This is a genomic window from Mesorhizobium sp. M7D.F.Ca.US.005.01.1.1, from assembly GCF_003952545.1.
GTDB classification, from domain to species: Bacteria; Pseudomonadota; Alphaproteobacteria; order Rhizobiales; family Rhizobiaceae; genus Mesorhizobium; species Mesorhizobium loti.
This window is the reverse complement of sequence record NZ_CP034453.1, coordinates 1,923,632-1,939,328: the sequence shown is the minus strand read 5'-3', so window position 1 is coordinate 1,939,328 and position 15,697 is coordinate 1,923,632. Positions and strand designations below refer to the sequence as shown.

Genomic DNA, 15,697 nt, shown 5'->3' with positions numbered 1-15,697 from the left:
TCTAGACGGGCCGCTACTCAAACGATTGAACCGGCCTTTTTTGGCCGAGAGGGACGTTCTTCCATGGATCGCATCAGAATTGTCGGGGGCAACAAGCTCTCCGGAAGTATTCCGATCTCGGGCGCGAAAAACGCGGCGCTGCCCCTGATGATCGCCTCGCTTTTGACCGACGACACGCTGACGCTGGAAAACGTCCCGCATCTGGCCGATGTCGAGCAGCTGATCCGCATTCTGGGCAATCACGGCGTCGATTATTCGGTCAATGGCCGCCGCGAGAAGCAGAATGAGGGCTATTCGCGCACCATCAACTTCTCCGCCCGCAACATCGTCGACACGACCGCGCCTTACGAGCTGGTGTCGAAGATGCGCGCGTCGTTCTGGGTGATCGGCCCGCTGCTGGCTCGCATGGGCGAGGCCAAGGTATCGCTGCCGGGTGGTTGCGCCATCGGCACGCGCCCGGTTGATCTGTTCCTCGAAGGCCTGCAGGCGCTGGGCGCCGATATCGACGTCGACACCGGTTATGTCATTGCCAAGACCAGGAATGGCCGCCTTGTCGGCAACCGCTACATCTTCCCGAAAGTCTCGGTCGGCGCCACCCATGTGCTGATGATGGCGGCGGCGCTGGCCAAGGGCGAAACGGTGCTGGAAAATGCCGCCTGCGAGCCGGAAATCGTCAATCTCGCCGAATGCCTCAATGCCATGGGCGCGAAGATTTATGGCGCCGGCACGCCAACCATCACCATCGACGGCGTCGAATCGCTGTCGGGTGCGCGCGTGCGCGTCATTCCCGACCGCATCGAGACCGGCACCTATGCCATGGCCGTTGCCATGACCGGCGGCGATGTCGTGCTCGAAGGCGCGCGGCCGGAGCTGCTGCAGACAGCACTGGACGTGATCGCCCAGACCGGCGCCGAAATCACGCCAACCAATTCCGGCATTCGCGTAAAGCGCAACGGCGCCGGTATTTCGCCGGTCGACGTGACGACCGCACCCTTCCCGGCCTTCCCGACCGATTTACAGGCGCAGTTCATGGGCCTGATGACGATGGCCAAGGGCAAGTCGCGCATCACCGAGACGATTTTCGAAAACCGCTTCATGCATGTGCAGGAGCTGGCGCGGCTCGGCGCCCACATCACGCTTTCGGGCCAGACGGCGATCGTCGACGGCGTGCCGAAGCTGAAGGGCGCGCCGGTCATGGCGACCGATCTTCGTGCCTCCGTGTCGCTGGTCATTGCCGGCCTGGCGGCGGAAGGCGAAACCACGGTCAACCGGGTCTACCATCTCGACCGCGGCTTCGAGCGGCTGGAAGAAAAGCTGTCCAACTGCGGCGCGGTGATCGAGCGGATTTCGGCGTAGCTCGCGACCTCGGCTCCTCTCCAGCAACGGCAGGAGATTGGCGAAATCCTTTACGGCAGCGTCCTTCTCCCCGTCACTATACGGGGAGAAGTGCCCGGTAAGGCGATGAGGGGCAGCACAGACCTGCAGCTGTTGGCGCGGTTGCACGGATCGCCAAGACCGCCTAACAGAAGGCTGAACAATCAACCTTCAGGTGCGAAATCCGTATGACCGCCCTTAAGCTTATCGCACTCGACGACCAGGACCTGAGCATTGTTTCGGCCCATGTCCAGGACGCCGTACTGAAAGTCAGCGACCTCGAATTCCTGCCTGCGGCCAAGCGTTTCCTGCTGACTATGAACCGTTTCGTCTGGGAGGCGAAATCCGGCCTGTTTCGCCAGCACAATGAGCGGCGGCAGGCCGTGCTGCATTTCGACCGGGTGCTCGGCGCCAAGACCAGTGGCATTGACCGCGACAAGCCGAATGAGGTCCTATCACTGCTGGCGATCAGCTTCATCGAGATCAGCAAGCCCGCCGGTATCGTCGAGCTGATCTTTGCGGGCGGCGGCACGATCATGCTCGATGTCGAATGCATCGAGGCCCGCCTTGCCGATATCGGCGGGGCGTGGGAAGCCACCTCGCGCCCGATCCACAAGGCCTGAGCGTCCGATGGCCATCACGCTTCGTCAGTCCGACGCCGATTTCGAGCAGCGTTTCGCCGCCTTCCTGCTGACCAAGCGGGAAGTGTCGGCCGATGTCGATGCCGCGGTCCGCGATATTATCGCGCGCGTGCGCGCCGAAGGAGACGCGGCGCTGATCGACTATTCGCAGAAGTTCGATCGCGCCGATCTGGCTGGGCTAGGCATCGCCGTCTCGAAGGACGACATCGCGCAGGCTTACAAGGCCGCCGACCCAAAGACGATCGAGGCGCTGGAATTCGCGCGCGACCGCATCCGCTCCCATCACGAGCGGCAGCGGCCGAAGGACGACCGCTATACGGATGCCGCTGGCGTCGAACTCGGCTGGCGCTGGACGGCGGTCGAGGCGGTCGGGCTCTATGTGCCGGGCGGCACGGCGAGCTATCCAAGCTCGGTGCTGATGAACGCTGTCCCGGCCAGGGTGGCCGGCGTCGAGCGCATCGTCATGGTCGTGCCGGCGCCGGGCGGCATCATCAATCCACTGGTGCTGGTGGCCGCCGATATATCAGGCGTGTCGGAAATCTACCGCGTCGGCGGCGCGCAGGCGATCGCAGCTCTTGCCTACGGAACCGAGACGATCAGGCCAGTCGCCAAGATCGTCGGCCCGGGCAATGCTTATGTCGCGGCGGCCAAGCGCCAGGTGTTCGGCACCGTTGGCATCGACATGATCGCCGGGCCGTCGGAAGTGCTCGTCGTGGCCGACGGCAGCAACGATCCGGACTGGATCGCCGCCGATCTGCTGGCCCAGGCCGAGCACGACACATCGGCGCAGTCGATCCTGGTCACCGACGATCCGGCCTTCGGCATCGCTGTCGAACAGGCGGTCGAACGCCAGCTGCTGAGCCTGCCGCGCGCCGAGACGGCTGCGGCGAGCTGGCGCGATTTTGGTGCCGTGATCCTGGTTCCAACCATTGAATCCTCGCTGCCGCTGGTCGACCGCATCGCTGCCGAACATGTCGAACTCGCCATCGACGATGCCGAGGGTTTCCTGTCGCGGATGCGCAATGCGGGTGCCGTGTTTCTCGGCCGCCACACGCCGGAAGCCATCGGCGACTATGTCGGCGGCTCCAACCATGTGCTGCCGACGGCACGCTCGGCGCGCTTCTCGTCCGGCCTGTCGGTGCTCGATTTCGTCAAGCGCACGTCGATCCTCAAGCTTGGACCGGAGCAGCTGCGTATCTTGGCGCCGGCGGCGATTGCGCTCGCCAAGGCGGAAGGCCTTGATGCGCACGGTCGCTCCGTCGCCATACGGCTGAACATGTAGGCCGTTATGTCGGACTCCGATCAAACCCGCGCCAGGCTGATCGATGTCGAACTCGATGAATCGATCGGCCGTTCGACACCCGACGTCGAGCATGAGCGCGCGGTGGCGATCTTCGACCTGATCGAGGAAAACAGTTTTCAACCGGTCAATGACAGCGGCCCTGGGCCCTATCGGCTGAAACTGTCGCTGGCCGAGCAGCGCCTGGTGTTTGCCGTGGCGCGCGAGGATGGCGCCGCCGTCGTCACCCATATCCTGTCGCTGACGCCGCTGAGGCGCATCGTCAAGGACTACTACATGATCTGCGAAAGCTATTACGACGCCATCCGCTCCTCGACGCCGAGCCACATCGAGGCGATCGACATGGGCCGCCGCGGCCTGCACAATGAGGGTTCGCAAACGCTGATGGACCGGCTCTCCGGCAAGATCGACATCGATTTCGATACGGCGCGCCGGCTGTTCACGCTGGTCTGCGTGCTGCACTGGCGGGGCTAGCCCTGGCACCCGGCGCCCTGCCCCGTTCGATCCTGTTCCTCTGCGGCATGAATGCCGTGCGCTCGCCAATGGCAGAGCAACTGGCGCGGCGGATGCTGCCTGCCACCATCTTTGTCGCTTCGGCCGGCGTTCGCGCCGGCGAACGCGATCCGTTCGTCGATGCGGTGCTGGCCGAAGAGGGCCTCACGCTGGGCGAACGTCACCCAAGGACGATGGACGATCTCGAGGACGACTATTTCGACCTCATCGTCACGCTAGCGCCGGAGGCGCACCACGCGGCACTCGAACTCACCCGCTCGCTCGCCGTCGAGGTCGAATACTGGCCGACGCCGGACCCGACCGATGCCGGCGGCACGCGCGAACAGATCATGGCTAGTTATCGCGACGTGCGCGAGCGCCTGAAGTTGCGCATAGGCCGACGTTTCTTGCTTCCAGAGGCAAAAAACGCGACGGATTAAGCGTGTTCACAAGCGGACGATTATCATATAGGTTCCGCCGAAATTCCGGCTAGAGTCGGATGATTTCAGGTCTGTTCGACCTGAAATCTGAATCCGCCTCTAAACCAAGAAGTAGAGCATGATGTCGTCCGAAAACCGCTTTACACTTTTCGGCATCATGCTCTAAGCGCCGGAACTGCCATCCAAGCAAAGGTATCGAATGCCGAAGGAAGAAGTCCTCGAGTTTCCGGGTGTCGTGACGGAATTGTTGCCCAACGCGATGTTCCGGGTAAAGCTCGAAAACGAACACGAAATCATCGCCCATACGGCCGGCCGCATGCGCAAGAACCGCATCCGCGTGCTGACCGGCGACAAGGTTCTGGTCGAGATGACGCCATACGACCTGACCAAGGGCCGCATCACCTATCGTTTCAAGTAAGCAAAGCCCGACTGGTCCGCGATGAGCATTTTGCAGAAGCTGGTGCTTGCCTCGGGTTCGCCGCGCCGGATCGAGTTGTTGCAGCAGGCAGGCATCGAGCCGGACCGCGTACTGCCGGCCGATGTCGACGAAACGCCGCTGCGTGCAGAGCATCCGCGCTCGCTGGCCAAGCGCCTGTCGAAGGAAAAGGCCGAGAAGGCGTTCGCGTCACTGAAGACCGAAGCCGACTATGCGCCGGGCTTCGTACTGGCCGCGGACACTGTGGTCGCCGTCGGGCGGCGCATCCTGCCCAAGGCAGAAACCCTCGACGACGCCGCCAACTGCCTCGGGCTGTTGTCGGGCCGTTCGCACCGGGTCTATTCCGGCATCTGCCTGATCACCCCGGGCGGCAAGCTGCGCCAGCGGCTGGTCGAGACGCGGGTGCGCTTCAAGCGGCTGCCGCGCGAAGAGATCGACGCCTATGTCGCCTCGGGTGAATGGCGCGGCAAGGCCGGCGGCTACGCCGTCCAGGGTCTCGCCGGCGCTTTCGTCGTCAAGTTGGTCGGCTCCTACACCAACATCGTCGGGCTGCCGCTCTATGAGACCGTCGCGCTGTTGAGCGGCGAAGGCTTCAAGGTGCATGGCGGCTGGCTGGCGGGAACCCGGCTGTGAATTCGGATTCCAAAGTCACGCCCTTGCGCCCAAAGCGCCCCTGCCCCGAATGCGGCAAGCCTTCGGCGCGCGACACCTTTCCGTTCTGCTCGACGCGCTGCAAGGACATCGACCTCAACCGCTGGCTGAAGGGCGCCTATGTCATCTCGGCCCGCGACGACGAGGAAGAGACGGACGCCGACGCTCCGAATTAAGGCTGGGCGCCGATCAGGCGGCGGCCTCGTTCTTGCGCTTCAAGCGCGCCCAGTCCGGCAACCAGTCACCATGAGCAGCGAGAAGATCATCCACCAGTGACCAGATCTGGTCGAGATCGAGCTCGGCGGCGGTGTGCGGGTCCATCATCGCCGCATGGTAGATGTGCTCGCGGTTCTCGCTCATCAGCGCCCGCACCGTCAGTTCCTGCACGTTGATGTTGGTGCGGATCAGCGCGGTCAATTGCGGCGGCAGGTCACCGATATAGGTCGGCTGGATGCCGGAGGCATCGACCAGGCACGGCACCTCGGCGGCGCAATCCCGGGGCAGCGAGGTGATGCAGCCGTCGTTGCGGACATTGCCGTAGATCACCGACGGCTCGCCGGTCCAGACCGAATTCATGATAGAGGAGGCATATTCCTTCGACTGCTCGACTTCGATGCGATCGGCCGAACGATAGGCCTCAGCCTGCCCCTTCCAGCGCTCGATCTGTTCGATGCAGCGCTTGGGATATTCGTCCAGCGGGATGCCGTACTTCTCGATCAGGTCCGGGCGGCCGTCCTTGATGAAATAGGGCGTGTATTCGGCGAAATGCTCCGAGCTTTCGGTGACGAAATAGCCGAGCCGCGTCAGCATCTCGTAGCGCACCTTGTTGGGGCAGCGCGGGTTCCAGCCGGGCTTGGGCGCGCGGCCTTCGCGATAGGCGCGCACGAGATCGGGATAGAGGTCGCGGTAGGAGCCGTCCGGCTGGCGATGCTCGAAGCTGAGATAGAAGGCCATATGGTTGATGCCGGCCGAGCGATACCGGATCTCCTCGTAGGGGAGGTCGAGGTCGTGGGCCAGCTCCATTGCCGTGCCCTGCACCGAATGGCAGAGGCCGACCTGCCGGATCTCAGGATATTTCTCTGATATCGCCCAGGTGTTGATCGCCATCGGGTTGACATATTGCAGCATGATCGCCTGCGGGCAGACGGCGAGCATGTCCTCGCAGACCTTCCACAGATGCGGCACGGTCCTCAGGCCCCGCATGATGCCGCCGACGCCGAGCGTGTCGGCGATCGTCTGGCGCAGGCCGTATTTCTTCGGCACTTCGAAGTCGGTGACCGTGCAGGGCTCGTAGCCGCCGATCTGGAAGGCGACGACGACGAAATCGGCGTCGGCCAGCGCCTTGCGCTGGTCCGAATGGGTCTCGGTCTTCGCCTTGACGCCGAGCGTCGCGATCAGCTTGTTGACGACGATGGCGCTTTCTTCCAGCCGCTGCGGATTGACGTCCATCAGTGCGATGGTCGCGCCAGAAAGCGACGGGCGCTGCAGCACGTCGCCGACAATGTTCTTCATGAACACCGTGGAGCCGGCGCCGATGAAAGTGATCTTGGGATTTCTTGCCATGCTAACCTCCGGCATGTGTTCAGGCCACGTCGAAAGCGGCCCTAACGAGCCGTTCGGTGTAGGCGGTCTTGGGATTGGACAGGACGTCGTCGACGGGGCCCTGCTCGACGATCTTGCCGTTCTGCATGACGATGACGCGGTGGCATAGCGCACGCACCACCTTGAGGTCATGCGAGATGAAGAGGTAGCTGAGGCCGCGCTCGTCCTGCAGCTTGCGCAGCAGGTCGATGATCTGCGCCTGGACCGAAAGGTCGAGCGCCGATGTCGGCTCGTCGAGCAGGATGAATTCGGGTTCCAACGCGATGGCGCGGGCGATCGCAATGCGTTGCCGCTGTCCGCCGGAGAATTCGTGCGGAAACCGTGACAGTATATCGCCCGGCATGCCGGCGCTGGCCAGCGCATCGCGCACCCGTTCGACCCGCTCGCGCCGCGTCGCCCCTATGCTGTTGACGATCAGCCCTTCCTCGATGATCTGGCCGATCGTCATGCGCGGGTTGAGCGAGGAGAACGGATCCTGGAAGACGATCTGCATGCGCGAGCGCAACGGCCGCATCTCGGCCCGCGACAGGCCGTGGATCGGCTTGCCGTCGAAACGGATCTCGCCGCGCTTGGCGTCTATCAATCTAAGCAGGGCCTGACCGAAGGTGGTCTTGCCGGAGCCGGATTCGCCGACCAGCCCCAGCGTCTCATGGCGGCACAGGCTGAGGCTGAGATCGTCGACGGCGACCAGCTCTCGCCAATCCGGCTTCAGGAAAGTGCCGTGGCGCAGCATGAATGAGACGCGCACGCCGCTGGCCTCGAGAATGGTGCCGCAGCCCTCCGGCAGCGGCTTCGGCTGCCCGTGCGGCTCGGAAGCGAGAAGCCGCCTCGTATAGGGATGCTGCGGATCGGCGAAAAGCCGTTCGGTGACGTTGTGCTCGCACATTTCGCCATGCTGCATGACATAGACGTAGTCGGAGAACTGGCGCACCACGGTCAGGTCGTGGGTGATCAGGATCACCGCCATGCGCAGCTCTTTCTGCAGGCTGCGGATCAGGTTCAGGATCTGCGCCTGGACGGTGACATCGAGCGCCGTGGTCGGCTCATCGGCGATCAGCACATCGGGATTGTTGGCCAGCGCCATGGCGATCATCACCCGCTGGCGTTGCCCGCCCGATAGCTGGTGCGGATACTGCTTGAGCCGCGCGACAGGATCGGGAATCTGCACGTGCTGCAGAAGTTCGAGTGCGCGCGCCCACGCATGCTTGCGGCTGACCCTGCGATGCACCCTGATCGCCTCGACGATCTGGCTGCCGACCGTATAGATCGGGTTGAGCGAGCTCATCGGCTCCTGGAAGATCATCGAGATGCGGTTGCCGCGCAGCTTGCGGCGGGCGTTCTCAGGAAATTTCAGGATGTTTTGCCCGTCATAGCAAACGCTCGATCCGGGCGACACCGTGGCGCGTCGCGACAGCAGTCCCATTACGGTGCGCGCCGTCACCGACTTGCCGGAACCGGATTCGCCGACGATCGCTATCGTCTCGCCGCGATAGAGCTGGAACGAGATGTCCTTGACCGCCTCGACGACGCCATGCTCGACCTTGAAGGCCACCGCGACATTGCGGGCGTCGATGATGGGCTGGTCCTGGCGCCCGTCATGGTCGTGGCGGACGATCGGTGCGAAGGATTCGGCGAACGCGACGGACATCTGTGCCACCTCAATAGGGATCGACGGCGTCGCGCAGGCCGTCGCCCAGCGCGTTGAAGGCAAAGACGGTGACGAGCACGAAACCGACCGGCGACAGTATCCAGGGATAGGTGCCGATGACGGAATAGGTCGCGGTGTCCTGCAGCATGAGGCCCCACGAGATCAGCGGCGGCTTGACGGCGAAGCCGAGGAAACCGAGGAAGGATTCGAGCAGCACCACCGTCGGGATCGCCAGCGTCACGGCGACGATCACATGGCTCATCACATTGGGAAAGATGTGCTGCATGATGATGCGCCGGTCGGTGGCGCCGACCGCCATGGCGGCGCGCACATACTCGATCCGCGCCAGCGCCAGCGTCTTGCCGCGCACCTCGCGCGACATCTGCGCCCAGCCCAACGCCGACATGACGATGATGACGAAAGCCAGGAAGACGTTGGTGGGAGCGGTGACCGGGATCAGCGTCGTCAGCGCCAGATAGAGCGGCAGCTGCGGGAAGGCGAGCACCAGTTCGACGAAGCGTTGCATCCAGACATCGAACCTGCCGCCGAAATAACCGGAGACCATGCCGACGGTGGTGCCGATGACGGTGATGATGAAGACGACCGTCAGCGCGATCATCAGCGAGACACGCGAACCATGGATGGCGCGCGACAGCACGTCACGGCCGAATTTGTCGGTGCCGAGGAAATGCACTGGTTGGCCGTCCAGCGAGCCGAACAGATGCCGGTCCGCCGGCAACAGCCCGAACAGCTTGTAGGGCGCGCCATGCACGAAGAAACCAAGCAGCCTTGGATGGTCATAGTCGGGACCGACGACGGGCTGGAAAGTGACCGGATCGAGGTCCACCGAATCGGCCAGCGCATAGACCCTCGGCCGCGCGACGAAACCGCCGTCCTTGTCATAGAAGCTCGGCAACTGCGGGGGAGCGAAACCGACATCCGTGACCTTCGGGTCCATTGGCGCCATGAACTCGGCGAACACGGCCATCACCAGCAGCAGCACGACCAGCCAAAGCCCAGCCATGCCGGTCCAGGAGCGCTTCAGCCGGCGCCAGACCAGCGCGATGTAGCTCTCATTGCCGCGCGCCGGTTTGGCTACGATGGGACCTTCGGCCGGCAGCGGTGGCGGTGATGGATCGCGCGCCAACATCTAACCCTCCCCGAACTGGCGCACGCGCGGATCGAGCAGGACGAGCAGCATGTCGGCGATGATGTTGCCGACGATCAGCGTCGCCGACAGGACCATCATGAAGGTGGCGGTGACATAGACGTCGCCGACAGCCATGGAGCCGACGATTGCCGGGCCGACGGTCGGCAGCGCGAAGATGATCGCCGTCTCGATCTCGCCGGTGAGCATGTAGGGCAGCACCACGCCCTGATACATGACGAGCGGGTGCAGCGCGTTGGGCACGGCATGGCGCATGACGACGGCGGCGCCGGTCAGCCCCTTGGCCCTGGCCGTCTCGACATATTGCGCGTTCAGCGTGTCGAGCAGATTGCCGCGCATGACGCGCATATTGTAGGCAAGCCCGCCGAAGGTAGCGATCGCCACGACCGGCCAGACATGCCTGACCAGGTCGACGAATTTGGCCCACGACCACGGAGCGCCGCCATATTGCGGCGAGAAGAAGCTGCCTATCTCCGACACGTTGAACTGGAAGACCATGAGATAGACGATGATCAGCGCCATCAGGAAGCGCGGCACCGTCATGCCGAGGAAGGAGATGGCCGACAGCGTCGAGTCGATCCAGGTGTATTGCCGGGTCGCCGCCCATATGCCGAATGTGATGCCGAGCACCGAGGCCAGCAGATGGCAGACGAGCGCCAGAATGAGCGTGCGCGGCAGGCGCTCGCCGACCACATCGGCGACCGGCTTGTTGTAGTAAAGGCTGTAGCCGAAATCGCCGCGGGTGATGATGCCGCCGATCCAGTTGAGATACTGCACGGGCAGCGGCTTATCGAGGCCATGCTCGATGCGATAGGCCTTGGCCTGCGCGTCGGCCTCGGCGAAGGAGGCTCCACCCTGGTTGATCAGCTGCGAGCGGATGTAGTCGGCATAGTCGCCCGGCGGCGCCTGGATGATGGCAAAGGTGACCAGGCTCAGAATGGCGAGGACCGGTATTGCCGACGCTATGCGCGTGAGCAGGAATCGCAGCATGGACGGTCCGCTTCCTTGTCTCGCCGATCGCGCCTTTTGGTTGCGTCCGGAGGTTGGTTTTGTCCGACCGCGCCAGCGGCGCGGCCGGAGTTCTCTTGGTCAGGGAGGTAAACCTAATTCATCTCATCGGGCTCCTAGTCCATCGGGCCTTTGTCTCCGGGTTTGCCGGGAAGCTCCTCAGGGAACAATTCGTATTTCGCCTGCTTGTCGGCGGCGACAAAGACCCGTTCGCGGATGATTGAATCCTCGGCCCAGTTGAACATGAAGATCGGCGTGCCCTGCGGAATGTTCGAGAAGCGCTTGTTGATGATCAGCGCGCCAGGATATTCCGTCAGGCCGACATTGTAGACGTGTTCCGTCGAAATCTTCTGGAACTGCTTCATCAAGCTCGCGCGCTGGTCATTGTCCTCGGACGAGACGAACTTGTTGACGATATCGACGAGGTCCTTTTCGAAAGGCATCAAGTCTACCTCGCCGCTTTCGGGCGCGCGGTGGTTCCAGCTGGTCTTCGGACCAACGGGAGCGAGTTGCTCGGTGTTCTGCACCACCGATGTCAGTTCCTGGTCGTTGCGCCGGACCAGCCAGTCGAAGCGGCCGGAATATTGCGAGGCGTCGCGCTGGGTGCCGTTGAGCCCGTTGAGCACGACCCGAATTCCGAGCTTTTCCATCTGGGCGACGACGCCTTCGGCAAGGCTCTTGTCGGTTGTGTAGTCGTTGTTGACCAGCATCACGACCTCGACGTTCTTGCCGCCGGCGGTGCCGGCCGGGAAGTTCACGAAACCGTCGCCGTCCGTATCCTTGAGGCCGGCCTTGGCGAGCTCCGCCTTGGCGCCCTCGAGGTCGAAGGGGTAGTAGACGGTCGAATCGCGGTCATAGAAACTGGTGCCTGACGACAGGCCGCCGGCATAGATGGCGGTGAACGGACCCTTGACCAGCGAGTCGCCGAGCGCCTTGCGGTCGAGCGCCATGGTGACGGCCTTGCGGAAGTCCTCGTTGCGGTTCAGCTCGCGCACAGCTTGCCCGCGTTCGTCCGGGTTGCCCCAGCCATTGGCGGAAAAATTCATGCGCAGATTGTAACCGATGAGCCGCGGGCCAAAGGCCAGGCGTGCGGGCGCATTTGCCTCCGCAGCGCGCTTCAGCGAGGCGACGAAGTTTTCCGGCTGCTCCAGATTGGAGAAGTCGGCCGAGCCGGCAACCGCCTGGACGTCGCGGTCGGCCCAGGTCGACAGCTTGTATTGCAGCTCGTTGAGGTAAGGCAGCTGGTTGCCCTTCTCGTCGACCTTCCAATAGTAGGGGTTGCGGCGCATGACGATGATGTCGTCCGGCCGGTACTCGACCGGCACCCAGGCGCCCATCACCGGCATGTTCATGAATTCCGGCGGAAAGGCGTTCTTAAACAGGTCGTAGGTGTTCTTCGAATATTTCGGATGCTGCGGCTTCAATATGTGCGCGGGACCGGGACAGAAGGTGCCGTAGGCCATCGCATAGAGATATTGTTTCGGAAACGCCTCCTTGAAGGTCCACTCGACGGTGTAGTCGTCGATCTTCTTCAGCGTCGTGCCGACACCGAAGGTTTCCTGTGTGGCACCGTTCAGCGGCGAGACATTGGGATCAACGACCTCGTCGTCCCAATAGAACATGACATCGTCGGCGTTGAAGGCAACGCCGTCCGACCACTTCGCCCCTTCGACCAGATGCATGGTGAGCTTGTGGCCATCGCTCGACCAGTCCCAGCTCCTGGCCAGGTTCGGCAGCGGCTCGGTGTCCTTCGCCTCGACCTGGAACAGCGGCGCGGTGCGCGTCAGGCATTCGGAAAGGCCGATGTCGATGCCGCCCCAGCCTTGCGTCTGGCCGGCGCCGTAGTTCCAGCCTTCCGGCCGCCCGCCGATGACATGGCGCATCGTATCGCCATAGACGCCGATGCCGTCCTGCATGTTACCCGTCTTGAAGACCAGCGGTTCTTTCGGCAGCCTGTCTTTCACCGGCGGCAACTTGCCGGTCTTGACGTATTTCTCGGTGATCCAGTCGGGCTCGTGATATTGCGGGAGCGCCTTGAACTCCAGAATGGAATCGCGCGCGACATATTTGATCTTGCCCTCGGCGGGAAATGGTGTCGGCGCCGGCGGAACCGTCGGCTCGGAAGCGTATGCACTGAGTGCCGAACCCGAGACGCTCAGCGCCAGTCCGGCAGCAAGGCCGATATTGCGTAAATTCCTCACTGTCTCTCTCCCTCTTGTTTGTTCCGGAGCGTTTGCACCTGCTCCGCTTCTCCTCGAACTCAAAACGGCTTCGTGGCAGTGGATCCGCCTCCCGTAGATCCACCATCACCGCATGAGGTTTCAACCTGCCCGCTTCAGCCAGCTTGTTTCAGCGCTGCTTTTTCGGCGCGCAATTCCTCGATCGAGCGAACGCTGCGCCGCGCGGCGCCCGCCCACTCGCGGGTCTTTACCGCCGATGTCGACAGCCGTTCCCTGGCGGCCGGAACCGCATGGGCATATTGCGGCAGCCAGGCCGCCTGGGCGACGACCATTTCATCGACCATCTGCCAGACCTCCTCCGGGGTCGAAACCGCGCCGACCAGGGGATCATGCAGCACGGCGAGCTTCAGCAGATCGATGTCGCCTGATATCGCGGCATGCACCGACATGCGCTGGACGTTGATCGAGGCAATGCAGGTGGCGGCGCAGGCTTCCGGCAGGGTGATGCCGGCGGCCATGTTGATGCCGAAACGGTCGACGAAGCCGGGCGACTCGATGATGGCGTCCTGCGGCAGGTTGGTGATCACCCCATTGTTCCTGACGTTGAAGTGGCCGCGATAGACGCGGTTGGTCTCCAGCGCCTCCAGTATGTGGCTGGCATGCTCGTTGGAGCGCTTCCCGGGATCGATCGGCTGTGACGCCGCTTGGAGGAACTGCGGATATTCCGTCTCGAACCAGTTGCGGGTTTCGGTGGAGTGGCGGAGATAGCCGCCCGTCTCGCCGTGGATCCAGTCGGACATATCGATCCAGCGCGTGATCTCGTCGGGGCGTTTGCGGTACCAGGGCAGATATTCGGACAGATGGCCGTTGCTTTCGGTCGAATAGACGCCGAAGCGCTTCAGGACATCGATGCGCAGCTTCTCCTGCTGGGAATAGACCGGATGCGCCTCGAAGGCGGCGACCAGCTCGTCCTTGCCGATCTTGCGGCCATTGAGGCGCAGGTCGATGAACCAGGTCTGGTGGTTGATGCCGGAACAGACATAGTCGAGCTCCTGTCTGGACTTCGCGCCGAGCACCTCGGCAATCTGTTCGGCGCCGTGCTGGACGCCGTGGCAGAGCCCGACCGTGTCGACCTTGCCGTATTCGATCGCTGCCCAGGTGTTCATCGCCATCGGGTTGGCGTAGTTCAGGAATTTGACGTTGGTCTCGGCGACCTCGCGCATGTCCTTGCAGAAATCCAGGATCACCGGAATGTTGCGCTGGCCATAGAGAATGCCGCCAGCGCAGATCGTGTCGCCGACGCATTGGTCGATGCCGTATTTCAGGGGAATGCGGATATCGTCGGCATAGGCTTCGAGACCGCCGACCCGTACGCAGCTGATGACGTAGCGTGCGCCTTCGAGCGCCTTGCGGCGGTCGGTGGTCGCCGTCACCCTGGTCGGCAATCTGTTCGCCTCGACGATCCTGTCGAGGATCGCCTTGATCATCTGGAGATTGTGCTCACTGATATCGGTCAGCGCGAATTCGATGTCCTTGAACTCGGGTACGCAGAGGATATCGGTGAACAATTTCTTGGTGAAGCCGACGCTGCCGGCACCGATGATAGCGATTTTGAAACTCATCAGCCGCACCTCATTCCGTTCACATGGCAGACAAGGAATGACAATGGGAAGCTGTAGCCACATGCCGCGACATGTATACAGGACAAGCCGGAATCCGGCTCGCCAACCTCCCTGTCCGCTCCTCGACTGCGGATCTCTCTCGCTTTTCGACGGGGATTATGCGCTTATTCGCGAGCGCGACCAGAGAAGGATTATGCTTTCAAGGGTAATTTTGTGCTGCAAGATTTGATCGCCAACGGACAGTCCATGCGCACGATCTCGCTGCCGCGCGGCCGCCAGCGCCTGCACGCCATGCCGACGAGCACGGGCTACGAGGTGCGCGAGGACGAAATCTACGACTGGGATGGGCGCAGGCGCGGCCAGACGCCGTTCACCGTGCTCCAGCACACGATCAGCGGAACCGGCCGGCTGCGCTACGAGAACCGCAACTACCGCCTGCAGAAGAACGACACCTTGCTGGTGCTGGTGCCGCACAACCACCGCTACTGGCTGGCCGGGGACGAGCGCTGGGAATATTTCTGGATTTCGATGAACGGCGAGGAGGCGCTGCGCATCCACAAGTCGATCCTCAGCGTCTCGGGTCCGGTATTTCGGCTGCAACCGGCGACGATCGATCATCTTGCCGATTGCAGCCTGCGTCTGATCAAAGGAGCCGCTTCGCCGGGGGCTGCGTCCGCCGTCGCTTACGAGGCGGCGATGGCGCTCTATGACGATGTCTTCGGCTCACATGCCTTTGCCGAAAAACAGAGCGTCATGCAGCCGGTCATCGATCACATCAACGCCAATCTCGACCGGCCGCTGCCGGTGGCGGACCTGGTTCAGATCAGTGGCCTCAGCCGGGCCCATTTCTCGCGCTGCTTCGCCGAAAGCGAAGGCCTGCCGCCCGCCGAGTTCGTGCTGCAGCAGCGCCTGCAACGGGCGGCAAAGCTGCTGACCAAGGCGGATTTCCTGCCGGTGAAGGAAGTCGCCATCCTGTGCGGTTTCGAGGACGCCAACTATTTTTCGAAGGTCTTCCGCCGCTGCTACGGCATCACGCCGAGCCAATTCCGCACCACCGGCATGTATGCCAATTTGAGAACCCCGGCACGGCGCGGCGTCAGGGAGGCCTGACACCGCCACTGTTAGACAGGCAACT

At 62.9% G+C, this 15,697-nt stretch carries 15 protein-coding genes; 9 read left to right on the top strand and 6 right to left on the bottom strand.

The window, feature by feature from the left end; genetic code table 11:
• Positions 1 to 63 precede the first annotated feature (63 nt).
• The 8 genes from murA (at position 64) to yacG (ending at position 5,510) form a co-directional block, all read left to right on the top strand.
• Positions 64 to 1,356: a UDP-N-acetylglucosamine 1-carboxyvinyltransferase gene (gene murA, locus EJ076_RS09235; RefSeq protein WP_109670551.1), complete on the top strand. Its 1,293-nt coding sequence runs from the start codon at positions 64 to 66 to the stop codon at positions 1,354 to 1,356.
• A 206-nt stretch (positions 1,357 to 1,562) separates the two neighbouring features.
• Positions 1,563 to 1,997 (top strand): DUF2948 family protein, encoded by a 435-nt coding sequence (locus EJ076_RS09230; protein WP_109670553.1) that lies wholly within the window; start codon positions 1,563 to 1,565, stop codon positions 1,995 to 1,997.
• A gap of 7 nt (positions 1,998 to 2,004) precedes the next feature.
• Complete coding sequence (gene hisD / locus EJ076_RS09225; protein ID WP_109670556.1) at positions 2,005 to 3,297, top strand: histidinol dehydrogenase; 1,293 nt, start codon at positions 2,005 to 2,007, stop codon at positions 3,295 to 3,297.
• Positions 3,298 to 3,303: 6 nt separating this feature from the next.
• Positions 3,304 to 3,789: a UPF0262 family protein gene (locus EJ076_RS09220; RefSeq protein ID WP_109670558.1), complete on the top strand. Its 486-nt coding sequence runs from the start codon at positions 3,304 to 3,306 to the stop codon at positions 3,787 to 3,789.
• Positions 3,777 to 4,247, top strand: coding sequence for a low molecular weight phosphatase family protein (locus EJ076_RS09215; RefSeq protein WP_109670560.1), 471 nt, complete (start codon positions 3,777 to 3,779; stop codon positions 4,245 to 4,247). Before EJ076_RS09220 ends, EJ076_RS09215 begins: the two co-directional genes overlap by 13 nt.
• A gap of 199 nt (positions 4,248 to 4,446) precedes the next feature.
• Complete coding sequence (gene infA, locus EJ076_RS09210) at positions 4,447 to 4,665, top strand: translation initiation factor IF-1 (RefSeq protein WP_006200926.1); 219 nt, start codon at positions 4,447 to 4,449, stop codon at positions 4,663 to 4,665.
• A gap of 21 nt (positions 4,666 to 4,686) precedes the next feature.
• Positions 4,687 to 5,316, top strand: coding sequence for a Maf-like protein (locus EJ076_RS09205; protein ID WP_023809261.1), 630 nt, complete (start codon positions 4,687 to 4,689; stop codon positions 5,314 to 5,316).
• A complete protein-coding gene (gene yacG / locus EJ076_RS09200) occupies positions 5,313 to 5,510 on the top strand; it encodes a DNA gyrase inhibitor YacG (RefSeq protein WP_126067678.1) in 198 nt (65 codons plus the stop codon). Before EJ076_RS09205 ends, yacG begins: the two co-directional genes overlap by 4 nt.
• 13 nt (positions 5,511 to 5,523) lie before the next feature.
• Here the strand turns inward: yacG and EJ076_RS09195 are convergent, their stop codons facing one another.
• The 6 genes from EJ076_RS09195 to EJ076_RS09170 all read right to left on the bottom strand — a co-directional run bounded on the left by EJ076_RS09195 (position 5,524) and on the right by EJ076_RS09170 (position 14,562).
• The gene (locus EJ076_RS09195; RefSeq protein ID WP_126067677.1) at positions 5,524 to 6,897 is read right to left on the bottom strand and encodes an alpha-glucosidase/alpha-galactosidase; all 1,374 of its coding nucleotides are present in this window, start codon (positions 6,895 to 6,897) and stop codon (positions 5,524 to 5,526) included.
• A 19-nt stretch (positions 6,898 to 6,916) separates the two neighbouring features.
• Entirely contained in the window at positions 6,917 to 8,584 is a 1,668-nt protein-coding gene (locus EJ076_RS09190) for an ABC transporter ATP-binding protein (RefSeq protein ID WP_126067676.1), read from the bottom strand.
• A 10-nt stretch (positions 8,585 to 8,594) separates the two neighbouring features.
• Positions 8,595 to 9,734, bottom strand: coding sequence for an ABC transporter permease (locus tag EJ076_RS09185; protein WP_126067675.1), 1,140 nt, complete (start codon positions 9,732 to 9,734; stop codon positions 8,595 to 8,597).
• Complete coding sequence (locus EJ076_RS09180) at positions 9,735 to 10,742, bottom strand: ABC transporter permease (protein ID WP_126067674.1); 1,008 nt, start codon at positions 10,740 to 10,742, stop codon at positions 9,735 to 9,737.
• A 134-nt stretch (positions 10,743 to 10,876) separates the two neighbouring features.
• The gene (locus tag EJ076_RS09175; RefSeq protein WP_126067673.1) at positions 10,877 to 12,961 is read right to left on the bottom strand and encodes an ABC transporter substrate-binding protein; all 2,085 of its coding nucleotides are present in this window, start codon (positions 12,959 to 12,961) and stop codon (positions 10,877 to 10,879) included.
• 134 nt (positions 12,962 to 13,095) lie between these two features.
• A complete protein-coding gene (locus EJ076_RS09170; protein WP_126067672.1) occupies positions 13,096 to 14,562 on the bottom strand; it encodes an alpha-glucosidase/alpha-galactosidase in 1,467 nt (488 codons plus the stop codon).
• A 246-nt stretch (positions 14,563 to 14,808) separates the two neighbouring features.
• On the opposite strand from EJ076_RS09170, the gene EJ076_RS09165 reads away from it, so the two are divergent.
• Entirely contained in the window at positions 14,809 to 15,672 is an 864-nt protein-coding gene (locus EJ076_RS09165; protein ID WP_126067671.1) for an AraC family transcriptional regulator, read from the top strand.
• Positions 15,673 to 15,697 lie beyond the last annotated feature (25 nt).

Excerpts from the sequence above, each read along its gene's own strand:
- murA (WP_109670551.1), top strand. The coding sequence starts at position 64 with ATGGATCGCATCAGAATTGTCGGGGGCAACAAGCTCTCCGGAAGTATT.
- EJ076_RS09185 (WP_126067675.1), bottom strand. The coding sequence starts at position 9,734 with ATGTTGGCGCGCGATCCATCACCGCCACCGCTGCCGGCCGAAGGTCCC.
- hisD (WP_109670556.1), top strand. The coding sequence starts at position 2,005 with ATGGCCATCACGCTTCGTCAGTCCGACGCCGATTTCGAGCAGCGTTTC.
- EJ076_RS09220 (WP_109670558.1), top strand. The coding sequence starts at position 3,304 with ATGTCGGACTCCGATCAAACCCGCGCCAGGCTGATCGATGTCGAACTC.
- EJ076_RS09195 (WP_126067677.1), bottom strand. The coding sequence starts at position 6,897 with ATGGCAAGAAATCCCAAGATCACTTTCATCGGCGCCGGCTCCACGGTG.
- EJ076_RS09170 (WP_126067672.1), bottom strand. The coding sequence starts at position 14,562 with ATGAGTTTCAAAATCGCTATCATCGGTGCCGGCAGCGTCGGCTTCACC.
- EJ076_RS09165 (WP_126067671.1), top strand. The coding sequence starts at position 14,809 with ATGCGCACGATCTCGCTGCCGCGCGGCCGCCAGCGCCTGCACGCCATG.
- EJ076_RS09230 (WP_109670553.1), top strand. The coding sequence starts at position 1,563 with ATGACCGCCCTTAAGCTTATCGCACTCGACGACCAGGACCTGAGCATT.
- EJ076_RS09180 (WP_126067674.1), bottom strand. The coding sequence starts at position 10,742 with ATGCTGCGATTCCTGCTCACGCGCATAGCGTCGGCAATACCGGTCCTC.
- EJ076_RS09190 (WP_126067676.1), bottom strand. The coding sequence starts at position 8,584 with ATGTCCGTCGCGTTCGCCGAATCCTTCGCACCGATCGTCCGCCACGAC.
- EJ076_RS09205 (WP_023809261.1), top strand. The coding sequence starts at position 4,687 with ATGAGCATTTTGCAGAAGCTGGTGCTTGCCTCGGGTTCGCCGCGCCGG.
- infA (WP_006200926.1), top strand. The coding sequence starts at position 4,447 with ATGCCGAAGGAAGAAGTCCTCGAGTTTCCGGGTGTCGTGACGGAATTG.